The sequence below is a fragment of the Streptosporangium sp. NPDC051022 genome (assembly GCF_040683035.1).
Taxonomy (GTDB): domain Bacteria; phylum Actinomycetota; class Actinomycetes; order Streptosporangiales; family Streptosporangiaceae; genus Streptosporangium.
Genome location: NZ_JBFBCF010000001.1, coordinates 807,266 through 824,414 on the forward strand (window position 1 = coordinate 807,266; position 17,149 = coordinate 824,414).

16 protein-coding genes are annotated in these 17,149 nt (G+C 70.8%); 7 read left to right on the forward strand and 9 right to left on the reverse strand.

Annotated elements, in window-relative coordinates; genetic code table 11:
- Nucleotides 1–82: 82 nt before the first annotated feature.
- The 3 genes from AB0N02_RS03790 to AB0N02_RS03800 form a co-directional block, all read right to left on the reverse strand.
- Nucleotides 83–658 (reverse strand): ABATE domain-containing protein, encoded by a 576-nt coding sequence (locus tag AB0N02_RS03790; protein ID WP_363942283.1) that lies wholly within the window; start codon nucleotides 656–658, stop codon nucleotides 83–85.
- A 79-nt stretch (nucleotides 659–737) separates the two neighbouring features.
- Nucleotides 738–944 carry a hypothetical protein gene (locus tag AB0N02_RS03795; protein ID WP_363942286.1) on the reverse strand — a complete coding sequence of 69 codons (207 nt, stop codon included), beginning with the start codon at nucleotides 942–944 and terminating at the stop codon, nucleotides 738–740.
- On the reverse strand, nucleotides 937–2,559 hold the full coding sequence (locus AB0N02_RS03800) for a PspC domain-containing protein (protein ID WP_363942289.1): 1,623 nt from the start codon (nucleotides 2,557–2,559) through the stop codon (nucleotides 937–939). Before AB0N02_RS03800 ends, AB0N02_RS03795 begins: the two co-directional genes overlap by 8 nt.
- Nucleotides 2,560–2,701: 142 nt before the next feature.
- Here AB0N02_RS03800 and AB0N02_RS03805 point away from each other — a divergent pair, with 142 nt between their 5' ends.
- The 5 genes from AB0N02_RS03805 to AB0N02_RS03825 all read left to right on the forward strand — a co-directional run bounded on the left by AB0N02_RS03805 (nucleotide 2,702) and on the right by AB0N02_RS03825 (nucleotide 7,671).
- Nucleotides 2,702–3,916, forward strand: coding sequence for a PspC domain-containing protein (locus AB0N02_RS03805; RefSeq protein ID WP_363942291.1), 1,215 nt, complete (start codon nucleotides 2,702–2,704; stop codon nucleotides 3,914–3,916).
- 55 nt (nucleotides 3,917–3,971) lie between these two features.
- The gene (locus tag AB0N02_RS03810; RefSeq protein WP_363942293.1) at nucleotides 3,972–4,610 is read left to right on the forward strand and encodes a response regulator transcription factor; all 639 of its coding nucleotides are present in this window, start codon (nucleotides 3,972–3,974) and stop codon (nucleotides 4,608–4,610) included.
- 58 nt (nucleotides 4,611–4,668) lie between these two features.
- Entirely contained in the window at nucleotides 4,669–6,138 is a 1,470-nt protein-coding gene (locus tag AB0N02_RS03815) for a glutamate--cysteine ligase (protein ID WP_363942295.1), read from the forward strand.
- A 263-nt stretch (nucleotides 6,139–6,401) separates the two neighbouring features.
- On the forward strand, nucleotides 6,402–6,665 hold the full coding sequence (locus tag AB0N02_RS03820; RefSeq protein ID WP_363942297.1) for a WhiB family transcriptional regulator: 264 nt from the start codon (nucleotides 6,402–6,404) through the stop codon (nucleotides 6,663–6,665).
- A gap of 55 nt (nucleotides 6,666–6,720) precedes the next feature.
- Nucleotides 6,721–7,671, forward strand: a complete 951-nt coding sequence (locus tag AB0N02_RS03825; RefSeq protein ID WP_363942299.1) for a type II CAAX endopeptidase family protein — start codon at nucleotides 6,721–6,723, stop codon at nucleotides 7,669–7,671.
- Here the strand turns inward: AB0N02_RS03825 and AB0N02_RS03830 are convergent.
- The 3 genes from AB0N02_RS03830 to AB0N02_RS03840 all read right to left on the reverse strand — a co-directional run bounded on the left by AB0N02_RS03830 (nucleotide 7,622) and on the right by AB0N02_RS03840 (nucleotide 10,874).
- Nucleotides 7,622–8,365, reverse strand: coding sequence for an ABC transporter permease (locus AB0N02_RS03830; protein ID WP_363942302.1), 744 nt, complete (start codon nucleotides 8,363–8,365; stop codon nucleotides 7,622–7,624). The genes AB0N02_RS03825 and AB0N02_RS03830 overlap by 50 nt on opposite strands.
- Before the next feature lie 194 nt (nucleotides 8,366–8,559).
- Complete coding sequence (locus AB0N02_RS03835; RefSeq protein WP_363942303.1) at nucleotides 8,560–10,062, reverse strand: M1 family metallopeptidase; 1,503 nt, start codon at nucleotides 10,060–10,062, stop codon at nucleotides 8,560–8,562.
- A gap of 92 nt (nucleotides 10,063–10,154) precedes the next feature.
- The gene (locus AB0N02_RS03840) at nucleotides 10,155–10,874 is read right to left on the reverse strand and encodes a PIG-L deacetylase family protein (RefSeq protein ID WP_363942305.1); all 720 of its coding nucleotides are present in this window, start codon (nucleotides 10,872–10,874) and stop codon (nucleotides 10,155–10,157) included.
- 169 nt (nucleotides 10,875–11,043) lie between these two features.
- On the opposite strand from AB0N02_RS03840, the gene pcrA reads away from it, so the two are divergent.
- Nucleotides 11,044–13,269, forward strand: coding sequence for a DNA helicase PcrA (pcrA, locus tag AB0N02_RS03845; protein ID WP_363942517.1), 2,226 nt, complete (start codon nucleotides 11,044–11,046; stop codon nucleotides 13,267–13,269).
- 81 nt (nucleotides 13,270–13,350) lie between these two features.
- Here pcrA and AB0N02_RS03850 read toward each other — a convergent pair whose 3' ends face one another.
- Both AB0N02_RS03850 and AB0N02_RS03855 read right to left on the reverse strand, forming a co-directional pair.
- Nucleotides 13,351–14,277, reverse strand: coding sequence for a hypothetical protein (locus tag AB0N02_RS03850; protein ID WP_363942307.1), 927 nt, complete (start codon nucleotides 14,275–14,277; stop codon nucleotides 13,351–13,353).
- 237 nt (nucleotides 14,278–14,514) lie between these two features.
- Complete coding sequence (locus tag AB0N02_RS03855) at nucleotides 14,515–15,408, reverse strand: hypothetical protein (protein ID WP_363942309.1); 894 nt, start codon at nucleotides 15,406–15,408, stop codon at nucleotides 14,515–14,517.
- Nucleotides 15,409–15,717: 309 nt separating this feature from the next.
- Here AB0N02_RS03855 and AB0N02_RS03860 point away from each other — a divergent pair, with 309 nt between their 5' ends.
- Nucleotides 15,718–16,023: a hypothetical protein gene (locus AB0N02_RS03860; RefSeq protein WP_363942311.1), complete on the forward strand. Its 306-nt coding sequence runs from the start codon at nucleotides 15,718–15,720 to the stop codon at nucleotides 16,021–16,023.
- 114 nt (nucleotides 16,024–16,137) lie between these two features.
- Here the strand turns inward: AB0N02_RS03860 and AB0N02_RS03865 are convergent, their stop codons facing one another.
- A complete protein-coding gene (locus AB0N02_RS03865; RefSeq protein WP_363942313.1) occupies nucleotides 16,138–16,962 on the reverse strand; it encodes a hypothetical protein in 825 nt (274 codons plus the stop codon).
- Nucleotides 16,963–17,149: the final 187 nt, after the last annotated feature.

Sequence of the window (17,149 nt, forward strand, 5' to 3'; positions counted from 1 at the left end):
GTCTCGCCGTACGGCGTGACCGGAGGGGAGGGCCGCGCGGGGCGACCGGGAGAGGCGTGGCCGGAGGCGAGGGGCCGGAAGGTCAGTGGGCCTTGTGGCGGAGGTAGTGGCGGGCGGCGCGGGCCCGGTTGCCGCACGAGACCGAGCACCACTCCTGGCGAGGGTGCTCCTTGACGAAATACCGCACGCAGGGCGGGGCCAGGCAGGAACGCAGCCGCTCGCGGTCCGGGCCGGCCAGGAACTCGATCGCGGCCCCCGCCAGCACCGCGCGGACGCGCGCGGACTCCTCCGCCTCGCCCGCGGGGACGTTCGCGGTGACCGGGACGCCGTCGTCGGGCCACTCCAGCCGGGGGGCCATCGGCACGGCCAGCGCCGCGGCGTTGACGAGGCCGAGCGCCGCGGCGAACCCCGGCAGCCGGCCGGCGTCCGCGCGGCTCGCCGGGCCCGGGGCGACGGCCCTGGCGAACAGCGCCCGTACGGCCTGCCGCAGCTCGACCACCTCGCGCCGCAGCTCCTCCGAGGCGGTGAAGTCAGAGGGGAGCCCGAGCTCCGCCGCGTGCGACCGGCACCAGGCGGTCGTGCCCTCGGTGTCCGAGAGCCCGTCGACCGGCCCGGACCGCGTCGCGCGGACCGTGCTCACGAACTCCAGGACCAGCATCTTCGCAGTCTAACGCCTTTCAGGGCCTCCACCCGTGAGAGTCCCGTTCGCTCCGCGACGCCGCCGGGCGTCGCGGAGATCAACGCCTTCTGACCACCTTGCCGAGGATGGCGACCAGCCCCGCCAGGCCCAGGCCGCCCAGGAGGACGGGAAGCATGATCGTCGCTTCGACGTCGGGGACGCTGACGAAGATGATGCCGGAGACGAGGAACAACAGGCCGCTGAACAGGGCCATCCAGTCGGTTCGGTGCCCACGCGCGCGCCGTGCCCGGTCGTTCTCAGGCACCACGCCGTACCTCCACGTCTCCGATGCCCGCCTTGACGTGCAGGACGATGGTCGCGACCTCCCCCTTCGGGGGAACCTCGGGCTCCAGGACCTTGTTGTGCTGGACGTCGGCCCCGCCCTCGACCGAGTGGTCGATCTTGACGTCGCCGAACTTGGTGTATCCGTTGACCTCGACCCTGGCCGTCGGAGGCAGGATCACCTTGATCTGGCCCACCGAGACGGACGCCTCGAAGACGGTCCGGGACCCCGGCGGCAGCGGCAGCTCGCTCAGGTTCAGGGTGCCCTCGCCGACCCCGATCGCGTAGTCGCGGGCGACCTCGGACATGCTGGTCGGCTCCCAGCGGTAGCTGCCGAACCTCCTGGGCATGTCGGTGAACATCGACCCCGCGACCAGGGCGAGCGAGACGACGGTGCCGGCCGCGACCAGGGCGGCGCCCCGGCCGAACCAGGTGGCGACCAGGAGGCCGACGCCGATGGTGATGAGCACGGCGCCGCCGACGACCGTCGGGTTGACCGATCCGGACGTGGACTGGAGCGCCACGACGATTCCTCCGACGATCACGGCTAGGAGCAGGGTGACGCCCCCGACGAACGATCTGGGCCGCTTCGGCCTGGGGACGGTCACGGGTGGCGGCGGGCCGTACCCGGACGGGGGGTAAGGGGTGTGGAGCCCGCGCCTGCGGGGATCCAGGGGCCGGTAGGGGCCGTAGGGCGAGAACGGCTCCCCGGAGGAGTCGAACGTCGTGTTCCCGGCGGGAAACGGGCTCGACGGCGCGCTCCCGGTCCGTGTCGCGGCCGTCGGCGGCCACGGGGGTTCGGGGGCCCGCGGAGGCTCGGGCGCCCGCGGGGGTTCGGGAGAGGTCTGGGGCTCGGGCGCCGAGGGCGGGTCGGGAGGCGCGGCGGCGAACGCTTCGGTCCGCTCTCGCACGCCGGGGTGAGGGTCGGCCTGGGCGTACGGCCGAGCCTGCGCCGCCGGGTGCGGCTCCGTGACCGGATGCGGATGTGTGGCCGGGTACGGCTGCGCGACGGGCGGCTCGCCGGGTGAGGCCGGAACGGCGGTGGAATGGGGCGCGGCCGGGGCCGGGGGCGGAGCCGGCCACTCGGGCTGCGCCTGGGGACCCCGGCGGCCGCGGAGCCGGTCGGGCAGGGAACGGGCCAGGGCGAGCAGGTCGACGCCCCGTGAGTGGGCGGTGAGCAGCGCGATGACGAGCAGCGTGCCGACCACGACGGTGCCGGTGCCGATGCCGTCCGACGACACGTTGACGATCAGGCCGAAGGCGAAGACGCCGGCCAGCAGGGCCAGCACCGTCTCGCTGTCGAAGGTCCTGCGGGTCCACTGCTCCATGTAGCCCGGGCCGCCGTTGGTCTCCCGCATGAGCAGGAACGCCGCTATGTAGAGCATGACGCCGATCCCGGAGCCCAGCACCAGCATGGCGAAGCCGACGCGGAACACCACGGGGTCGATCCCGGAGTAGCGGCCGAGACCCGCGCAGACGCCGGTGAGCATCCGGCCCTCGTCGCTGCGCCCGAGCGTCCTGTTCTCGTCTGGGGGCGAGACGGGCGGCGAGTCGGACAGGGTGCTCGCCGGGTCCTGTGCGTTCCCGGTGTCGTTCATAGTCCTATCGTGGTCCTTGGCGGATCTCGATCGCATCCGGGAGACCCCTGAGTCACCCCGGAGTGATCGGACCGCTCTCAGGGGTTCATCAGGGGAAGGCCTGATGCGACGACAGGTCCCGACGTGTGACGATGCTGATGATATGGCTGACCGGAAGACAATTCGTGACACGGCGCCCGCGCCCTCGGAGGAACGCGCCTTTCCCCGGCTGATGAGGCCGGTCGAGGGGCGCCTCGTCGCCGGGGTCGCCCAGGGCGCCGCGGCCCAGCTCGGGCTCGACCCCGTGGTGCTGCGGCTGGCCTTCGTGCTGCTCACCGTCCTGGACGGGATCGGCGCTGTGGCCTACGCCGCGCTGTGGATGTTCACCCCGCGCGAGCCGTACGAGGGCAAGGAGCCCGCCAGGGACTGGAGCCAGCTCGCCGCCTACGGGGCGATCGGGCTGGCGCTGCTGGCCCTCGGCTGGCTCACCGGCGCCGCGACCGGAGGGATCGGCGCGTGGCCGGTCGCGGTCGGCGGGGTCGGCTCGCTGATCCTGTGGCAGCAGGCCGACCCGGACCGGCGGCAGCGCTGGATGACCCACACGGTCGGCCAGGTGCGCCAGAACCGGGTCCGCACGGTCATCGGCCTGGTGCTCGTCGTCATCGGCGCGATCGGCTTCCTGGCGGCGAACAACGAGCTGGGCAAGGCCCGTCCCGGCATCGTGTTCACGCTGGTGGTCGTGGGAGGCGTCGCGCTCATCGCCGCCCCCTGGCTGGCGGCGCTGTGGAAGGAGCTCCAGCGGGAGCGGCGCGAGCGCATCCGGCAGGAGGAGCGGGCCGAGTTCGCCGCGCACGTCCACGACTCCGTGCTGCACACGCTGACGCTGATCCAGCGCAACGCCCATGACGCGCGCGAGGTGATGCGGCTGGCCCGTTCCCAGGAGCGTGAGCTGCGCAACTGGCTCTACCAGCCCAAACAGGACGCCGACGTGTCGGTGGCCGCGGCTGTGCGGCGGGTGGCCGCCGAGGAGGAGGACGCGCACGGCGTGCCCATCGAGGTCGTCTGCGTGGGCGACTGCCCGCTGACCCCGGAGCTGTCGGCGATGATGCAGGCGGCCAGGCAGGCCATGGTCAACGCGGCGAAATACTCTGAGTCGTCGGTCATCTCCGTCTACGCCGAGGCGGAGCCGGACGAGGTCACCATCTTCGTCCGGGACCGGGGCGTCGGGTTCGACATGGCGGAGGTGCCCGAGGACCGGATGGGCATCCGCCAGTCGATCATCGGCAGGATGGAACGGCACGGTGGCAGCGCCCGGGTGCGGACCGAACCGGGCGAGGGTACCGAGGTAATGTTGACCATGAAGCTGGAGAAGGTCTGAGCGAGCCGGGCATGTGGCACGGCGAGCGGCGGACGCGACCGGCGAGGGAGTTTGCATGAGCACCGTCAGGGTTCTGATCGTCGACGACCACCGGCTCTTCCGCTCGGGCGTGCGCGCCGAGCTGGGTGATTCGGTCGAGGTGGTCGGCGAGGCCGAGGACGTGGAGTCCGCGGTCAAGGCGATCGCCGAGCTGCAGCCGGACGTGGTGCTGCTCGACGTGCACATGCCCGGCGGCGGTGGCCAGGAGGTGTTGCGGCGCGTCCTCGGCTCGGGTTCGCAGGTCCGTTTCCTCGCGCTGTCGGTCTCCGACGCGGCCGAGGACGTCATCGGTGTGATCCGCGGCGGCGCCCGGGGATACGTCACCAAGACCATCAGCGGCCGTGAGCTCACCGACGCGATCCGCCGGGTGGCCGACGGCGACGCGGTCTTCTCACCGAGGCTGGCCGGGTTCGTGCTGGACGCCTTCGCCTCCAGCGAGGCCCCGCCGATCGATCCCGAGCTCGACTCGCTGACCCAGCGCGAGCGCGAGGTGTTGCGTTTGATCGCCCGCGGCTACGCTTACAAGGAGATCGCCAAGGAGTTGTTCATTTCGGTCAAGACCGTGGAGACGCACGTCTCCTCCGTCCTGCGGAAGCTTCAGCTCTCCAACCGTCACGAGCTCTCACGCTGGGCTACTGCACGACGTTTGGTGTGATCTGTACTACAGATAGCTGATCTGTACTACCTGTGGCATATGTGCGAATCTGCGAAGTATGGGGCGCGACGTACCTGCCATGGTGTTCAGCCGGGAGGACCGGCGGCGATATCGCGACAAGATTCGCCGGTCTCTCGACGCTCTCGCGCGGATGCTGCGCGAGCTGACATTCGAGTCCGACCACCCTCGGGCCGGGCTGGAGATCGAACTCAACCTCGTCGACGAACGCGGCGAACCCGCGATGAAGAACGCCGAGGTGCTGGCCGCGATCGCCCGGCCCGACTGGGCGACCGAGCTCGGCCAGTTCAACATCGAGATCAACGTCCTGCCGGAGCCGCTCGAAGGAGAAGGCGCCCTACGGCTGGAACAGGCGGTCAGGGACCGTCTCAACCACGCCGAGGAACGGGCCCACACGGTCGGCGGCCATCTGGTGATGATCGGCATCCTGCCCACGCTGCGGGAGGAGGATGTGCACGAGGGCACGCTGTCCGCCAACTCCCGCTACAAGCTGCTCAACGAACAGATCTTCGCGGCCAGGGGCGAGGACCTGCACCTGTCGATCGAGGGTGACGAGATCCTCGACACCTACGCCGACAGCATCACCCCCGAGGCCGCCTGCACCAGCCTCCAGCTCCATCTCCAGGTCAGTCCCGAGACGTTCGCCGCCAACTGGAACGCCGCCCAGGCCATCGCCGGGCCCCAGGTGGCGCTGGCGGCCAACTCGCCGTTCCTGTTCGGCAGGCGGTTGTGGCACGAGACCAGGATCCCGCTGTTCCAGCAGGCGACCGACACCCGCCCGGCGGAGCTGAAGGCCCAGGGGGTACGGCCGCGCGTGTGGTTCGGCGAGCGGTGGATCACCTCGGTCTTCGACCTGTTCGAGGAGAACGCGCGTTACTTCCCGCCGCTGCTGCCCCTGTGCGACGAGGCCGACCCGCAGGAGGAACTGTCCCGCGGCCTGCCTCCCACACTGGGCGAGCTGACCCTGCACAACGGCACCGTCTACCGGTGGAACCGGCCGGTCTACGCGGTCGTGGACGGCATCCCGCACCTGCGGGTGGAGAACCGGGTGCTGCCCGCGGGTCCCACGGTGGCCGACGTCGCGGCCAACGCGGCGTTCTACTACGGCCTCATGCGGGTGCTGCCCTACGCCGAGCGCCCGGTGTGGACGCGCATGTCCTTCGCCGCCGCCGAGGACAACCTGTACACCGCCGCCCGGCACGGCCTCGGCGCCCGCCTCTACTGGCCGGGACTGGGGGAGGCGTCCGTCTCCGAGCTGATCCTGCGCCGCCTGCTGCCCCTGGCCCACGAGGGACTCGAACTGCGGGGGGTCGGCGCAGAGGTGCGGGACCGGCTGCTCACGATCATCGAGCGGCGGTGCGTGACGGGCAGGAACGGCGCGACGTGGCAGATCGAGGCCGTGGACGCGCTGGCCGGCCTCGACAGGCACGAGGCGCTGCGCCGGATGACCCTGCGTTACATCGAGCACATGCACACCAACCAGCCGGTGCACACCTGGCCGTCCATGTGACGCTCCCGCCCGTACGGCCGGGCCGTGCGGGCGCGGCGGGGGACCGTGCGGAGGGTTCCCTCGCGTCGGGCGCCCTTCGCGAAGGGCCGCGACGGGGCCCGACGCCTGCTGGGGAACACCGGGGCGGTGGGACACATCGTCGTTTTCACCGGGAAACCCGGATACATCGTTGTACCCGCAGGGAAATCCGCCGGGAGACTGATGCCGGGCCACGGTGATCCGCCTACCCTGAGGACCGATGAACCACCAGGGGGGGTGATGTCATGCGGAAGATGGTCCGCGAGATCGGCTGGGCCGTACGGGGTGCCTGCCGCGCGAGCGACCCCGAGCTGTTCTTCCCGCTGGCGCAGTCGGTCGAGCAGGAGGCACGGGCGAAGGCGGTCTGCGAGGGATGTTCGGTGCTGGCCGACTGCCGGGCCTACGCCCTGCGGGCGGGCGAGCCGGAGGGGATCTGGGGCGGTCTCACCGTCCAGGAACGGCGTGGCCTGCGGCTCCCGGCCGGATGGCGGCGGCCGGCCGCGGGATGACCGCCCACCGCGTAGCCTCGACGCGGGCCATGGGAGCCGTCGAGGTGCGAAAGGCGTGACTGTGAGGGCGAAGCGGAGGGCCGGGGACACCGGGGACACCGGGGACGCCTGGGACATCGGGGACACCGGGGGCGCGGTCACGCGGGTACGGCGGAGGGCCGGGGCGAGGGAGGCCGCCGGGACGGCCGAGTGGCGGGTCACGCTCGCGGGCGCGGTGACCGTCCTGGCGGCGGCCAACGTGCTCAACAACCGGATCGCGCCGCGCCTGGCCCCGCTGACCTCCGCCGCCACCACCGGCGCGCTGCTCCTGCTGGCCCGCCGTTCCGGGCTGTCGTGGTCCGAGATGGGGTTCGGCGACCGCGCGCGCGGCCTGCGGATCGGCGGCGCTCTCGCCTCGGCCGTCGCCGCGGTCTACGGCGTGGGCGTCGCCGTCCCGGCCACCCGCCGGTTCTTCCACGACGAGCGGGCACTGGGACTGTCCCGCGCCCGCGTGATCGAGGAGGCCCTGCTCCAGGTCCCGGTCGGCACCGTACTGCTGGAGGAGGTCGGCTTCCGCGGGGTGCTCCACGCCCTGGTCGCCCGCTCCCACGGGAACGTCACGGCCACCGCGCTCTCCTCGGCCCTGTTCGGCCTGTGGCACGTACTGCCCGCGATCGACATGATGGCCGCGAACCCGGCGCTGAGCCGTCTGGCGGCGGGGGAGGCGCCGGGGAACGGGGACGGGAAGCCGTCCGGAAGCGGAGGCCGGGAGAGGCCCGGGATCGGGGACGGGAGAACGTCCACGCGCGAGACCCTGCGGGGGGTGGCCGGCTCGGTGGTCACGACGGGGGTCGCCGGGGTGTTCTTCTGCGAGCTGAGGCGCAGGGGAGGCCTGCTCGCGCCCTCGCTGTTCCACGTGGCGACCAACTCGCTGGGCTACCTGTTCGCGCGCCTGGCCGGGGCGTCCGCCCGGCCGCTCACCGCCGCCGCACCGGGAAACGGCCCCGTGCCGCCAGCTCGATCGTGACGAGCACGGCCACCGCCTCCGCCGCCAGCAGCGCGACCAGCACGACGAGCTGAACCGCCCCGGCCTGGAGGGGGGTCGCCCCGCCCAGCAGCATTCCCACGAAGGCCCCGGGAAGCGTGACCAGCCCCACGGTCGAGGTCTGGTCCAGGGCGGGCACCAGCGCCTGGGCCGCCGCCGGGCGGCAGATCTCCAGGGCCGCGTCCCGCTCGGAGAGGCCCAGCGCGAGCGCCGCCTCGACCTCGCCGTGCCGGTGGGTCAGCTCGTCGACCGCCCGCCGACCGGCGAGCGCCGTGGCCGTCAGGCATCCGCCGAGCAGGATGCCCGCCACCGGGATCAGCGTGATGCCCCGGAGCGGGACGGTGCCGGTGCCGACCAGCAGCGCGAGCACCGGCAGGGTTCCCGCGGCGATGGGAACGGCCGCCCACCGGACCGCGGGCCCGGTGGTGATCCTGCGGCCCGCGGTCAGGCTCGCCACGCCGTACATGACCACGATGAACGCCGCCACCGCCGCGGACCGCTGGACGGCCCACACGATGATCAGCGCGACCGCGCCGAGCTGGACGGTGGCGCGCAGGCAGGCGACGAGTACGGCGCGCTCGTGTCCGAGGTGGCCGAGCCGGGCGACGGCGGCGCCCGCCAGGGCGAGGAGGGCGACGACGGCGGCGGTGAGGGGGGTCAGGCCGATGGTGCTCATGGAAGTAAGGCTTCCCCGGGGACAAGGCTTCCCTTACCGGTGCTTCCGAGATGGTTTGCCGGAACCGGGGTTTTCGCGGCCCCTTCTCGCGCGCCGTTCGCGGGACGGGCAGGCCCGTGCCCGTCCTCCCGGAACCCCTTCGGGAGGACGGGCACATGGCTCGTCCGGATCGGCGGCGGGCGCCGACGGGACGGTCAGTGGGAGTCGCGGTGCTCGGACAGGCCCTCGCGCTGGATCTTCTTCCAGGACTTCGGCTCCTGGAGCTTGCCGGTCGGGGCGGCGCTCCTGGCGTTCGACGCCTGCGGGGCGGAGGCGGGCTTGCCCGAGGTGAACAGCCAGGTCTGGAAGAGCGCGCCGAGGGACCTGCCGGAGACGCGCTCGGCGTAGGCGACGAAGTCCTCGATGGCGGCGTTGCCGTACCGGTGGACCGTGGGCCAGCCCTTCAGGATCGTGAAGAAGGTCTGGTCGCCGACCTCGGCGCGAAGCGCCTGCAGGGCGACCGCGCCGCGGTTGTACACCGCTCCGTGGAACTGGTTCTCCGGTCCGGGGTCACCCGGCTTGACCTGCCAGAACGGGTCGCCGGACGGGTAGAGGGAGTAGATGTAGGCGGCCAGCTCCGCGGTCGTGCCCTCGCCCTCCTTCTCCGACCAGAGCCACTCGGCGTAGCGCGCGAAGCCCTCGTTGAGCCAGATGTTGCGCCAGTTCTTGAGCGACACGTCGCCGCCGAACCACTGGTGCGCCTGCTCGTGCACCACGACGTAGGGGTTGGCCCCGTTGCGGAAGTGGCGCGGGCTGTAGAAGGGCCGGGTCTGGGTCTCCAGCGCGTAGCTGGTGGGCACGTTGGGGACGTAGCCGCCGATCGCGTCGAACGGGTAGGGGCCGAAGACCCCGCTCTCCCAGTCGATGATCTCCGCGGCGCGCCCGACGCTCGCCTTGGCCGCGCCCTCGTCGGCGCCGAGATCCCTGCTGTAGGCGCTGAAGACCGGCAGCCCGCTCTCGCTGGTGTCGGTGACGATCTCGAACTTGCCGACCGCGAGCGTGGCCAGGTAGGTCGTCTGGGGCTTGGCGGAGCGCCAGTTGTAACGGGTCCAGCCCAGGCGGGAGACGGTCGACTGCAGGGTGCCGTTGCTGATGGCCTGGGTGCCGTCGGGGACGAGGACGGAGACGTCGTAGGTCGCCTTGTCGGAGGGGTGGTCGTTGCTCGGGAACCACCACCAGGCGGACTCCGGCTCACCGGCGGCCACACCGCCGTCCGGGGTGCGCAGCCAGGGGTTGTAGCCGTTGACCGACACCTGGGACGGCGTGCCCGAATATTTGACCACCACGGTGATGGGCTGGTTCCTGCGCAGGGGCTGCGACGGGGTGATCTCCAGTTCGTGGGCGCCGGAACGCGTGAAGGAGGCCTTGCGGCTGTTGACGAGGATCTCGGAGGCGGTCAGCGCGAAGTCAAGGTTGAAACGGCTCAGATCCTGGGTCGCGGTGGCCGTGATGGTGGCCGTGCCCTCCAGGTGGTCGTCGGCCGGCTGGTACTTCAGCCGTAAGTCGTAGTGGGCGACGTCGTAGCCGCCGTTGCCGTAGTCGGGGTAGTACGGGTCGCCGACACCGGGCGTCCCCTGTCCCGGGGCGGCGACGGCGGGCACGGTCGTGAGCACGCCTGCGAGGGCGACGGCTGCGGTGGCGAGCACTCTCTTGCGCACGTTTTCTCCGATCCGATGGCCAAACATGCATTACCTACCTGAAGACTAGGTAATGCAGGCAAAGCTTACAAGAGATGTGCGGGATCTTTGTTTCAGGCGGTCAGGACACGCTGGAAGGCTTCGGCGTAGCGGCCCTCACCGAGACCGGCCTCGGCCGCGATCTGGGCGAAACGCCCTCGCACGAAGGCCTCGGGGTTCTCCAGGTGGCTCACCTGGCTGGTGTGGGCGCGCAACGCGCTGATCTTGCGGTCGATGGTGCCGGTGATGTCGACGTAGTGGTCGGGGGTCTGGCCGCCGTTGAGCCAGACCTCCCGGACCGTCCAGGCCTCAAGGCCCTCCTCCAGCAGCAGCGAGGGGAAGGCGTAGGGGTTGCGCGCGTCGGGGTAGACGGCGTCCAGCGTGGCGCCGCCGACCGCCCGGTGGTCGGGATGACTGGGGGCGACGAACCTGTAGTTGCGCTCGGGCGTGTGGGTGATCACCAGGTCGGGCCTGACCTGGCGGATGACCCGCGCGATGTCGCGCCGCAGGTCCAGGCTCGGCACCACGGTCCCGTCCCGGTGGCCCAGGAAGCGGACGTCGGTCACGCCGACGGCCTTGGCCGCGTTGACCTGCTCGGAACGGCGGAGCTCGGCCATGCCGTCGTTGTCGAGCGTGCGGTCGAAGCCCCCCGCGTCGCCGTCGGTGACGACGCAGTACGTCACCTCGGTGCCCTGGTCGGTGAACCGTGCGATCGAGCCCGCCGCGGCGAAGTCGACGTCATCCGGGTGAGCGGTCACCACGAGTACCCGGCTGATCTCGTTCTCGGACAGCATGCGAAGCCCTTCTCTTTCCCACACGTCTTTTTCCGCGCATCGACGAACTCTCATAACCACCGGAGAGTCCACCGGCATTCCTGATTCCCGGCCGTCGTCGGCCCCGGTTGTCGGCGGGTCGCCTTACCCTAGGGACGTGTCGATCCCAGCCGCTTCCCTGACCCACCCGTTGCTCGACGGGCTCAACCCCCAGCAGCGCGAGGCCGTCGTGCACCACGGCAGCCCGCTGCTCATCGTCGCGGGCGCGGGTTCCGGAAAGACGCGGGTCCTGACCCATCGCATCGCCTACCTCCTGGCCGAGCGCGACGTGCAGCCGCAGGAGATTCTGGCGATCACCTTCACCAACAAGGCCGCCAAGGAGATGAAGGAGCGGGTCGACAACCTCATCGGCCCGCGCTCGGCGGCGATGTGGGTGATGACCTTCCACAGCGCGTGCGTGCGGATCCTGCGCCGGGAGGCCAAGCGCCTGGGCTTTCCCGGCGGCTTCTCCATCTACGACCAGGCCGACTCCCAGCGGCTGATGGCGATGGTCTGCAGGGAGATGGACCTCGACCCCAAGCGTTACCCGCCGCGCTCCTTCTCCGCGCAGGTCAGCAACTTCAAGAACGAGCTGATCGACTACGAGACGGCTGCCGGGCAGGCGGGGACCCACCTGGAGCGCACGCTCGCCGAGGCCTACCGCAACTACCAGCGGAGGCTGACCGAGGCGGGCGCGATGGACTTCGACGACCTGATCATGCTGACGGTCACGCTGCTGCAGATCTTCCCCGACGTCGCCGAGCACTACCGGCGCCGCTGGAGGCACGTCATGGTCGACGAGTACCAGGACACCAACCACGCGCAGTACACCCTGATCCGCGAGCTCGTCGGCGCTCCCGAACTGCGCACCGCCGACGGCGAGCTGGTCAGGGAGGGTGCCGTCGCCCCCGCCGAGCTGTGCGTGGTCGGTGACGCCGACCAGTCGATCTACGCCTTCCGGGGCGCGACGATCCGCAACATCCTGGAGTTCGAGCGCGACTACCCCAACGCCAGGACGATCCTGCTGGAGCAGAACTACCGCTCGACCCAGACGATCCTGACCGCGGCCAACGCGGTGATCTCCCGCAACGAGAGCCGCAAGCCGAAGAACCTCTGGTCCGACCAGGGGGCCGGGCCGAAGATCGTCGGCTACGTCGCCGACAACGAGCACGACGAGGCCATGTTCGTCGCGCAGGAGGTCGACAAGCTCACCGACGACGAGGGGGTCGTGCCCGGCCAGGTGGCCGTGTTCTACCGGACCAACGCGGCCTCCCGGGTGTTCGAGGAGATCTTCATCCGGACCGGCCTGCCGTACAAGGTGGTCGGCGGGGTGCGCTTCTACGAGCGCAAGGAGGTCCGCGACCTGCTCGCCTACCTGCGGGTGCTGGCCAACCCGAGCGACGTGGTCTCGCTGCGCCGCATCCTCAACGTGCCCAAGCGCGGCATCGGGGAGCGGGCCGAGGCGATGGTCGAGGCGTTCGCCTCGCGCGAGCGGATCCCGTTCTGGGAGGGGCTCCGCCGGGCGGACGAGGCGCCCGGCATGGCCACCCGGTCGCTCAACGCGATCAAGGAGTTCGTCGCGCTGCTGGACGACCTGATCGCCAAGGCCGGGAGCGTGTCCCCCTCCGAGCTGGCCCAGGAGGTGCTGGAGGCCACCGGTTACCGTGCCGAGCTCGCCGCCTCCGACGACCCGCAGGACGAGAGCCGCCTGGAGAACCTCGACGAGATGGTCTCGGTGGCCTCCGAGTTCGAGGAGGCCAACCCCGAGGGCACGCTGGTGGAGTTCCTGGAGCAGGTCTCGCTGGTGGCCGACGCCGACCAGATCCCGGCCGGCGACGGCGGTCAGGGGGTGGTCACGCTGATGACGCTGCACACGGCCAAGGGGCTGGAGTTCCCGGTGGTCTTCCTCACCGGCATGGAAGACGGCGTGTTCCCGCACATGCGCTCACTGGGCGAGCCCAAGGAGCTGGAGGAGGAGCGTCGCCTGGCCTACGTCGGCATCACTCGGGCCGAGCGGCGCCTCTACATCTCCAGGGCGGCCGTCCGCAGTTCCTGGGGAGCGCCCGCGTTCAACCCGGCCTCCCGGTTCGTCGCGGAGATCCCCGGCGACCTGGTCGACTGGCGCGGCGACCCCGGCAAGAGCGCCTGGGGCGCCGCCACCACGCGCCGCGAGTCCCGGCCCGCCCCGGCCAGGAAGCCCGGCGGCCGGCAGATCCCCAGCCTGAGCCCCGGAGACCGGGTCACCCACGACCAGTTCGGCCTGGGCACGGTCGTGTCGGTGGACGGCCTGGCCGAGAAGACCAAGGTGAAGATCGATTTCGGCAGCGACGGGGAGAAGACCCTGCTGCTGGCCTACGCACCGCTGGAGAAGCTCTGACCCCCTGACACACCACCCCGGTGGGCGGTGGCCCGGCGAGTGGTCGGCTCGCCGGGCCGGGTGGGGCCGTTCCGGGGCGGATCAGTTCTTGAAGAGTTCGATGTAGGCGTCCTTGTTCGCCTCTTCGCCGATCTTCAGCTCGTCGAAGTCGGCCACCTGGGAGGCGGGCGGCGCCTTGATGGCGGACCTCATCCCCCAGTCGCTGTAGCGGCTGTCGTTGAGGTAGGTGATGTCGACGCTGGTCAGTCCCCGTATGGACTGGGTGTACGACGAGATGGCCCGCCGTACGAGCTGGTCGGAGCCGATGTAGAGCTGCCAGGTCACCACGAGCGGGGCGGACTTCGCAGAGGGCTTGGCGCCCAGCAGCGTGCGGACCGTGGGGGAGATCCGGTACAGCTCGCCCAGCGTCATGCTGCCCGAGTGGACGACGGTCCGGGTGCCGTCCCACGTTCCGCCGGGACGCTTGGCCGTCGTGTGGGCCAGGGCCGCCTTCAGCGTCGCGGGCTCCAGGGGGTTGAGCAGCTTCTGCGTCGGGTTGGCCAGGGCGAGCGCGATCTCCTTGCTGCCGCGCAGCCACTTCTTGCCTTCGGGGAGGATGTCGCCGAAGGCGCCGCCCGAGGTGTAGGAGGTGCCCTTCACCGTGATCGTGCGGGAGGGGGCGAACATGTTCTTGGTCTTGCTGTCGTCCACGGGCAGCTGGAACCTGCTGTTCAGGTCCGACGCCGCCACCCCGTTTCCGGCGAACTCCAGCACGCCCTCGCTGTGGGCGAGGATGCCTCGCTGCTGTTTGCCCTCGCCGATGATCTTGGCGTCCTCGGTGAGCCGCACACCGTGGTGCGTCCGGAACTGGCGCTTGAGCGCGGATACGGGGTCGGTCTTGCCGGTCGCTCCGGCGCTCCGGGAAGTCGCCTGCCCACTCGCGGCGTTCGCGGGGGCGGCGGCCACGAGCGCGGGGACGACCAGTGCCGTCACGGCGGCGCCGGCCAGGGCGGCGGTCATTCGCCTCATCGGGGGAGTCCTCCTGATAGGTCCTCGCATCGTCGCGGGGAGATCGTCAGGATTCTTCCGCAAACCAGGGATGCCGCGCTGGCGTCATCTGCCGGTCACCGCGGTCTCACAGGGCATGCCGGCCCCACGGGCCCCGGCCCCATGGACGACGACGCCCGGCGGGCGGTGCCCGCCGGGCGTCGTGGCCGGGGCGGCCGGTCGAGATCGGCCGCCCCGGGATCCCCGGTCGGAGACGGGTCAGTTGCCGCCGAGGAGCGGGATCGGGGTGGTGCTGGTGTCGGCGCCCTTGCCCAGGTCACCCGGCTTGGCGATCTGGTCGGCGGGCGGAGCCTTGACCGTGACCGGCGAGCCCCAGCCGGTGTAGCGGGTGTCGAACGTGACGGTCGAGTCGCCGTTGGCGTAGGTGGTGGTCAGCCGCTGGGCGAGCTGGTCGGAGCCGACGAACAGCTTCCAGTTCAGCACGCTTTTGGCGGTCTTGGCGGACGGCTTGATCATCGTCGTGGCGCGGTACCACGGTGAGATCTTGTAGAGCTCACCCTCGGTGATCTTGCCGGCGTAGAGCCCGGGGCGCTTGGTGGTCGCGTGCGTCAGCAGCGCCTGGAGCGTCGCCGGCTCGGCGGGGCTGATCGGCTGGCTGAGTGTGCCGATCAGGCCGAGGTTGGCGCCGGGGAGGCGGAGCCAGGTCTTGTCCTCGGGGAGGTACTCCCCGAAGTAACCACCGAAGATGTAGCTGACGTTGCCGATGCGGACGACCCGCTCGGGCTTGGCCAGTCCGCGCAGTCCCTTGCTCTCCTCGTCGTCCGAGTCTCCGACGATCGCCTCGATGTCGCTCGCCTTGAGGCGGAGCTTCCCGGTCTGGTCCGACGCCTTGATTCCGACGGCGCCGAACTGGAGCGAGCCCTCACGGCTGGCGAAGACCTGGCTCCCGATGGAGGACTGCACCTTTGTGACGTCGGCGTACTTCACGCCACGCCCGTTGCGGAACTGCTTCTTCAGGGCGCCCACCGGGTCGGCGGCCTGAGGCCGCGCGGTTGCGGCCCCGGGGGCCTGGGCGTGTGCGGTCGACGCCAGTGCGGGAGCGCTCAGCACGGCCGTGGCCACGCATGCGAGACCCGCGATGTATCGCTTCAAGGGGGAATTCCTCCTGATATACCCTCCACCCCGTGTGGGAGGGATCGTGACAGTATTACCAGACAAGATCACACTGAAATCTCATATTCGGGGAGAAAGACCGAATTAAGTGTGGATATTTTGTGCAGACGGTTGCCCGCTGCTTTCTGTGCGAGGCGTCGCGGTATTCGTGACCGGGCGGAAGGTCGTGGGGCGCCGATTCTCGGCGGCCTCCCGCCCGCTGACCGGGGCGCTCGCGTGCTTCGACCGGGCCGTGGGCGTGGTGCGGACCCGGGGGATCTCGCCGGTTTCCCCGGTGTGGACGGGCCGGTGAAGAAGGGGGTCCGGTCGCTGATCTTCCCGGACGCCCGCAGCCACTTCTTGCCCTTGGGGAGGCTGGAGTCGATCACTCCGCAGTTCAGGTGGATGTTCGAGCCGACGGCGAGGTCGCGCGTCGGCTTGCCGCCCCTTTCGAACTGTGCCCTCAGCGCGGCGATCGGATCGGCGGGCCGGGTTTCGGCGCTCGCGGAAACAACGGCCGTGGGTACGGCGGCCACCGGCACGATCAGCGTGACGGCCACCGCGACAATCCGGCCCTTCACCGGGATCTCCCTTCTTGAGATGGAAGATAAGTGACTTTAGGGCACGGGGTGGCAAAGTGTCGAAATGTTTTTATAAGTACGACAAAGGTTGCTTTTGGAAAAAGGAAGAGTGAATTCCCGGGTTTCGGTGGCCGAAACCCGGGGGTGATCAGCTTTCCGAGGCGCCGTGAATCGTGGTGTCGAGAGGGGGCTGCGGATCGGCGTCCTTGCCGCCGAAAATCCGCTCGGCGGGCGAGGCGACGTCGGCGGGGGAGCCCCAGCCGGTGTAGCGGGTGTCGACCACCAGTTTCGCCGCCTTGCCCTTGCCGCCGAGGTCGGCGGCGGTCTCGGTCGTCAGACGGTTCGGCAGGCCGCTGTCGTCGACCCAGAGCCGCCACCTGACCTCCGTACGGCCGGCGTCGCCGACCGGCCTCGACCTCCACAGGCCGCGGAAGGAGGGGGAGATCCCGTACAGCTGGGCCCAGGTGGTCACGCCCCGGTACTGGACGCCGCCCGCGCCGGGCAGGCTGCGCTGCGCCTCACGCACCAGGAACCTCAGGGTGTCCGGTTCGAGCACGTTGACGACCTGCTTGCCGGTGGCGGACGTCCGGGTCCCGCCCCGGGGCAGGCGGTCGGTCTGGACGCCTCCGGACAGGCGGGACTTCTCCCCGAGGACGATCCGCCGCTGCGAGACCGCGGGCTCGCCCTCGCCGAGAAGCCGCGTCAGGATCTCGCGTCCCGCCACGGCGCCGGAGGACCCGGGGGAAGCGCTCCGCGTCTTCACCACGTTCGAGCCGCTCTCCGCGGCACCGAGCGAGACACGGTTGGTCTCGGTGATCTGGACGCCGTGTTCGGGGCGCAGCTGCCGTTCGAGCGCGCTCGCCGGGTCGGAGGACGTGGCCCGCGCCGAGGTGGTCTGCGCGGCGGCGGGGGATGCGGTGATCAGGGCGGGCGCGGCCAGTGCCGCCGTCACCAGGGCGATCCATTGCCTCATGGGTTCGCCGTCCTTTACAGGGAGATGCTTGGGATGAGGGGGAGAGGGCATCCTCTCAGATGCCGATCATGGTTGTGACACGGGCCGTGGTGTTCCGTCTCGTCCGGCGCCACGTCGCCGGCGGCACTCGCGTCGCCGGAGGCGCGGACGATGTGCTCCGGATGCCGTCCGGCGCTCCGGTTCCCGC

What these genes read in the sequence shown, in the direction of transcription:
- AB0N02_RS03815 (WP_363942295.1), top strand. Translation starts at nt 4,669, where the DNA reads ATGGGGCGCGACGTACCTGCCATGGTGTTCAGCCGGGAGGACCGGCGG.
- AB0N02_RS03800 (WP_363942289.1), bottom strand. Translation starts at nt 2,559, where the DNA reads ATGAACGACACCGGGAACGCACAGGACCCGGCGAGCACCCTGTCCGAC.
- AB0N02_RS03810 (WP_363942293.1), top strand. Translation starts at nt 3,972, where the DNA reads ATGAGCACCGTCAGGGTTCTGATCGTCGACGACCACCGGCTCTTCCGC.
- AB0N02_RS03840 (WP_363942305.1), bottom strand. Translation starts at nt 10,874, where the DNA reads ATGCTGTCCGAGAACGAGATCAGCCGGGTACTCGTGGTGACCGCTCAC.
- AB0N02_RS03865 (WP_363942313.1), bottom strand. Translation starts at nt 16,962, where the DNA reads ATGAGGCAATGGATCGCCCTGGTGACGGCGGCACTGGCCGCGCCCGCC.
- AB0N02_RS03820 (WP_363942297.1), top strand. Translation starts at nt 6,402, where the DNA reads ATGCGGAAGATGGTCCGCGAGATCGGCTGGGCCGTACGGGGTGCCTGC.
- AB0N02_RS03830 (WP_363942302.1), bottom strand. Translation starts at nt 8,365, where the DNA reads ATGAGCACCATCGGCCTGACCCCCCTCACCGCCGCCGTCGTCGCCCTC.
- AB0N02_RS03805 (WP_363942291.1), top strand. Translation starts at nt 2,702, where the DNA reads ATGGCTGACCGGAAGACAATTCGTGACACGGCGCCCGCGCCCTCGGAG.
- AB0N02_RS03790 (WP_363942283.1), bottom strand. Translation starts at nt 658, where the DNA reads ATGCTGGTCCTGGAGTTCGTGAGCACGGTCCGCGCGACGCGGTCCGGG.
- AB0N02_RS03850 (WP_363942307.1), bottom strand. Translation starts at nt 14,277, where the DNA reads ATGAGGCGAATGACCGCCGCCCTGGCCGGCGCCGCCGTGACGGCACTG.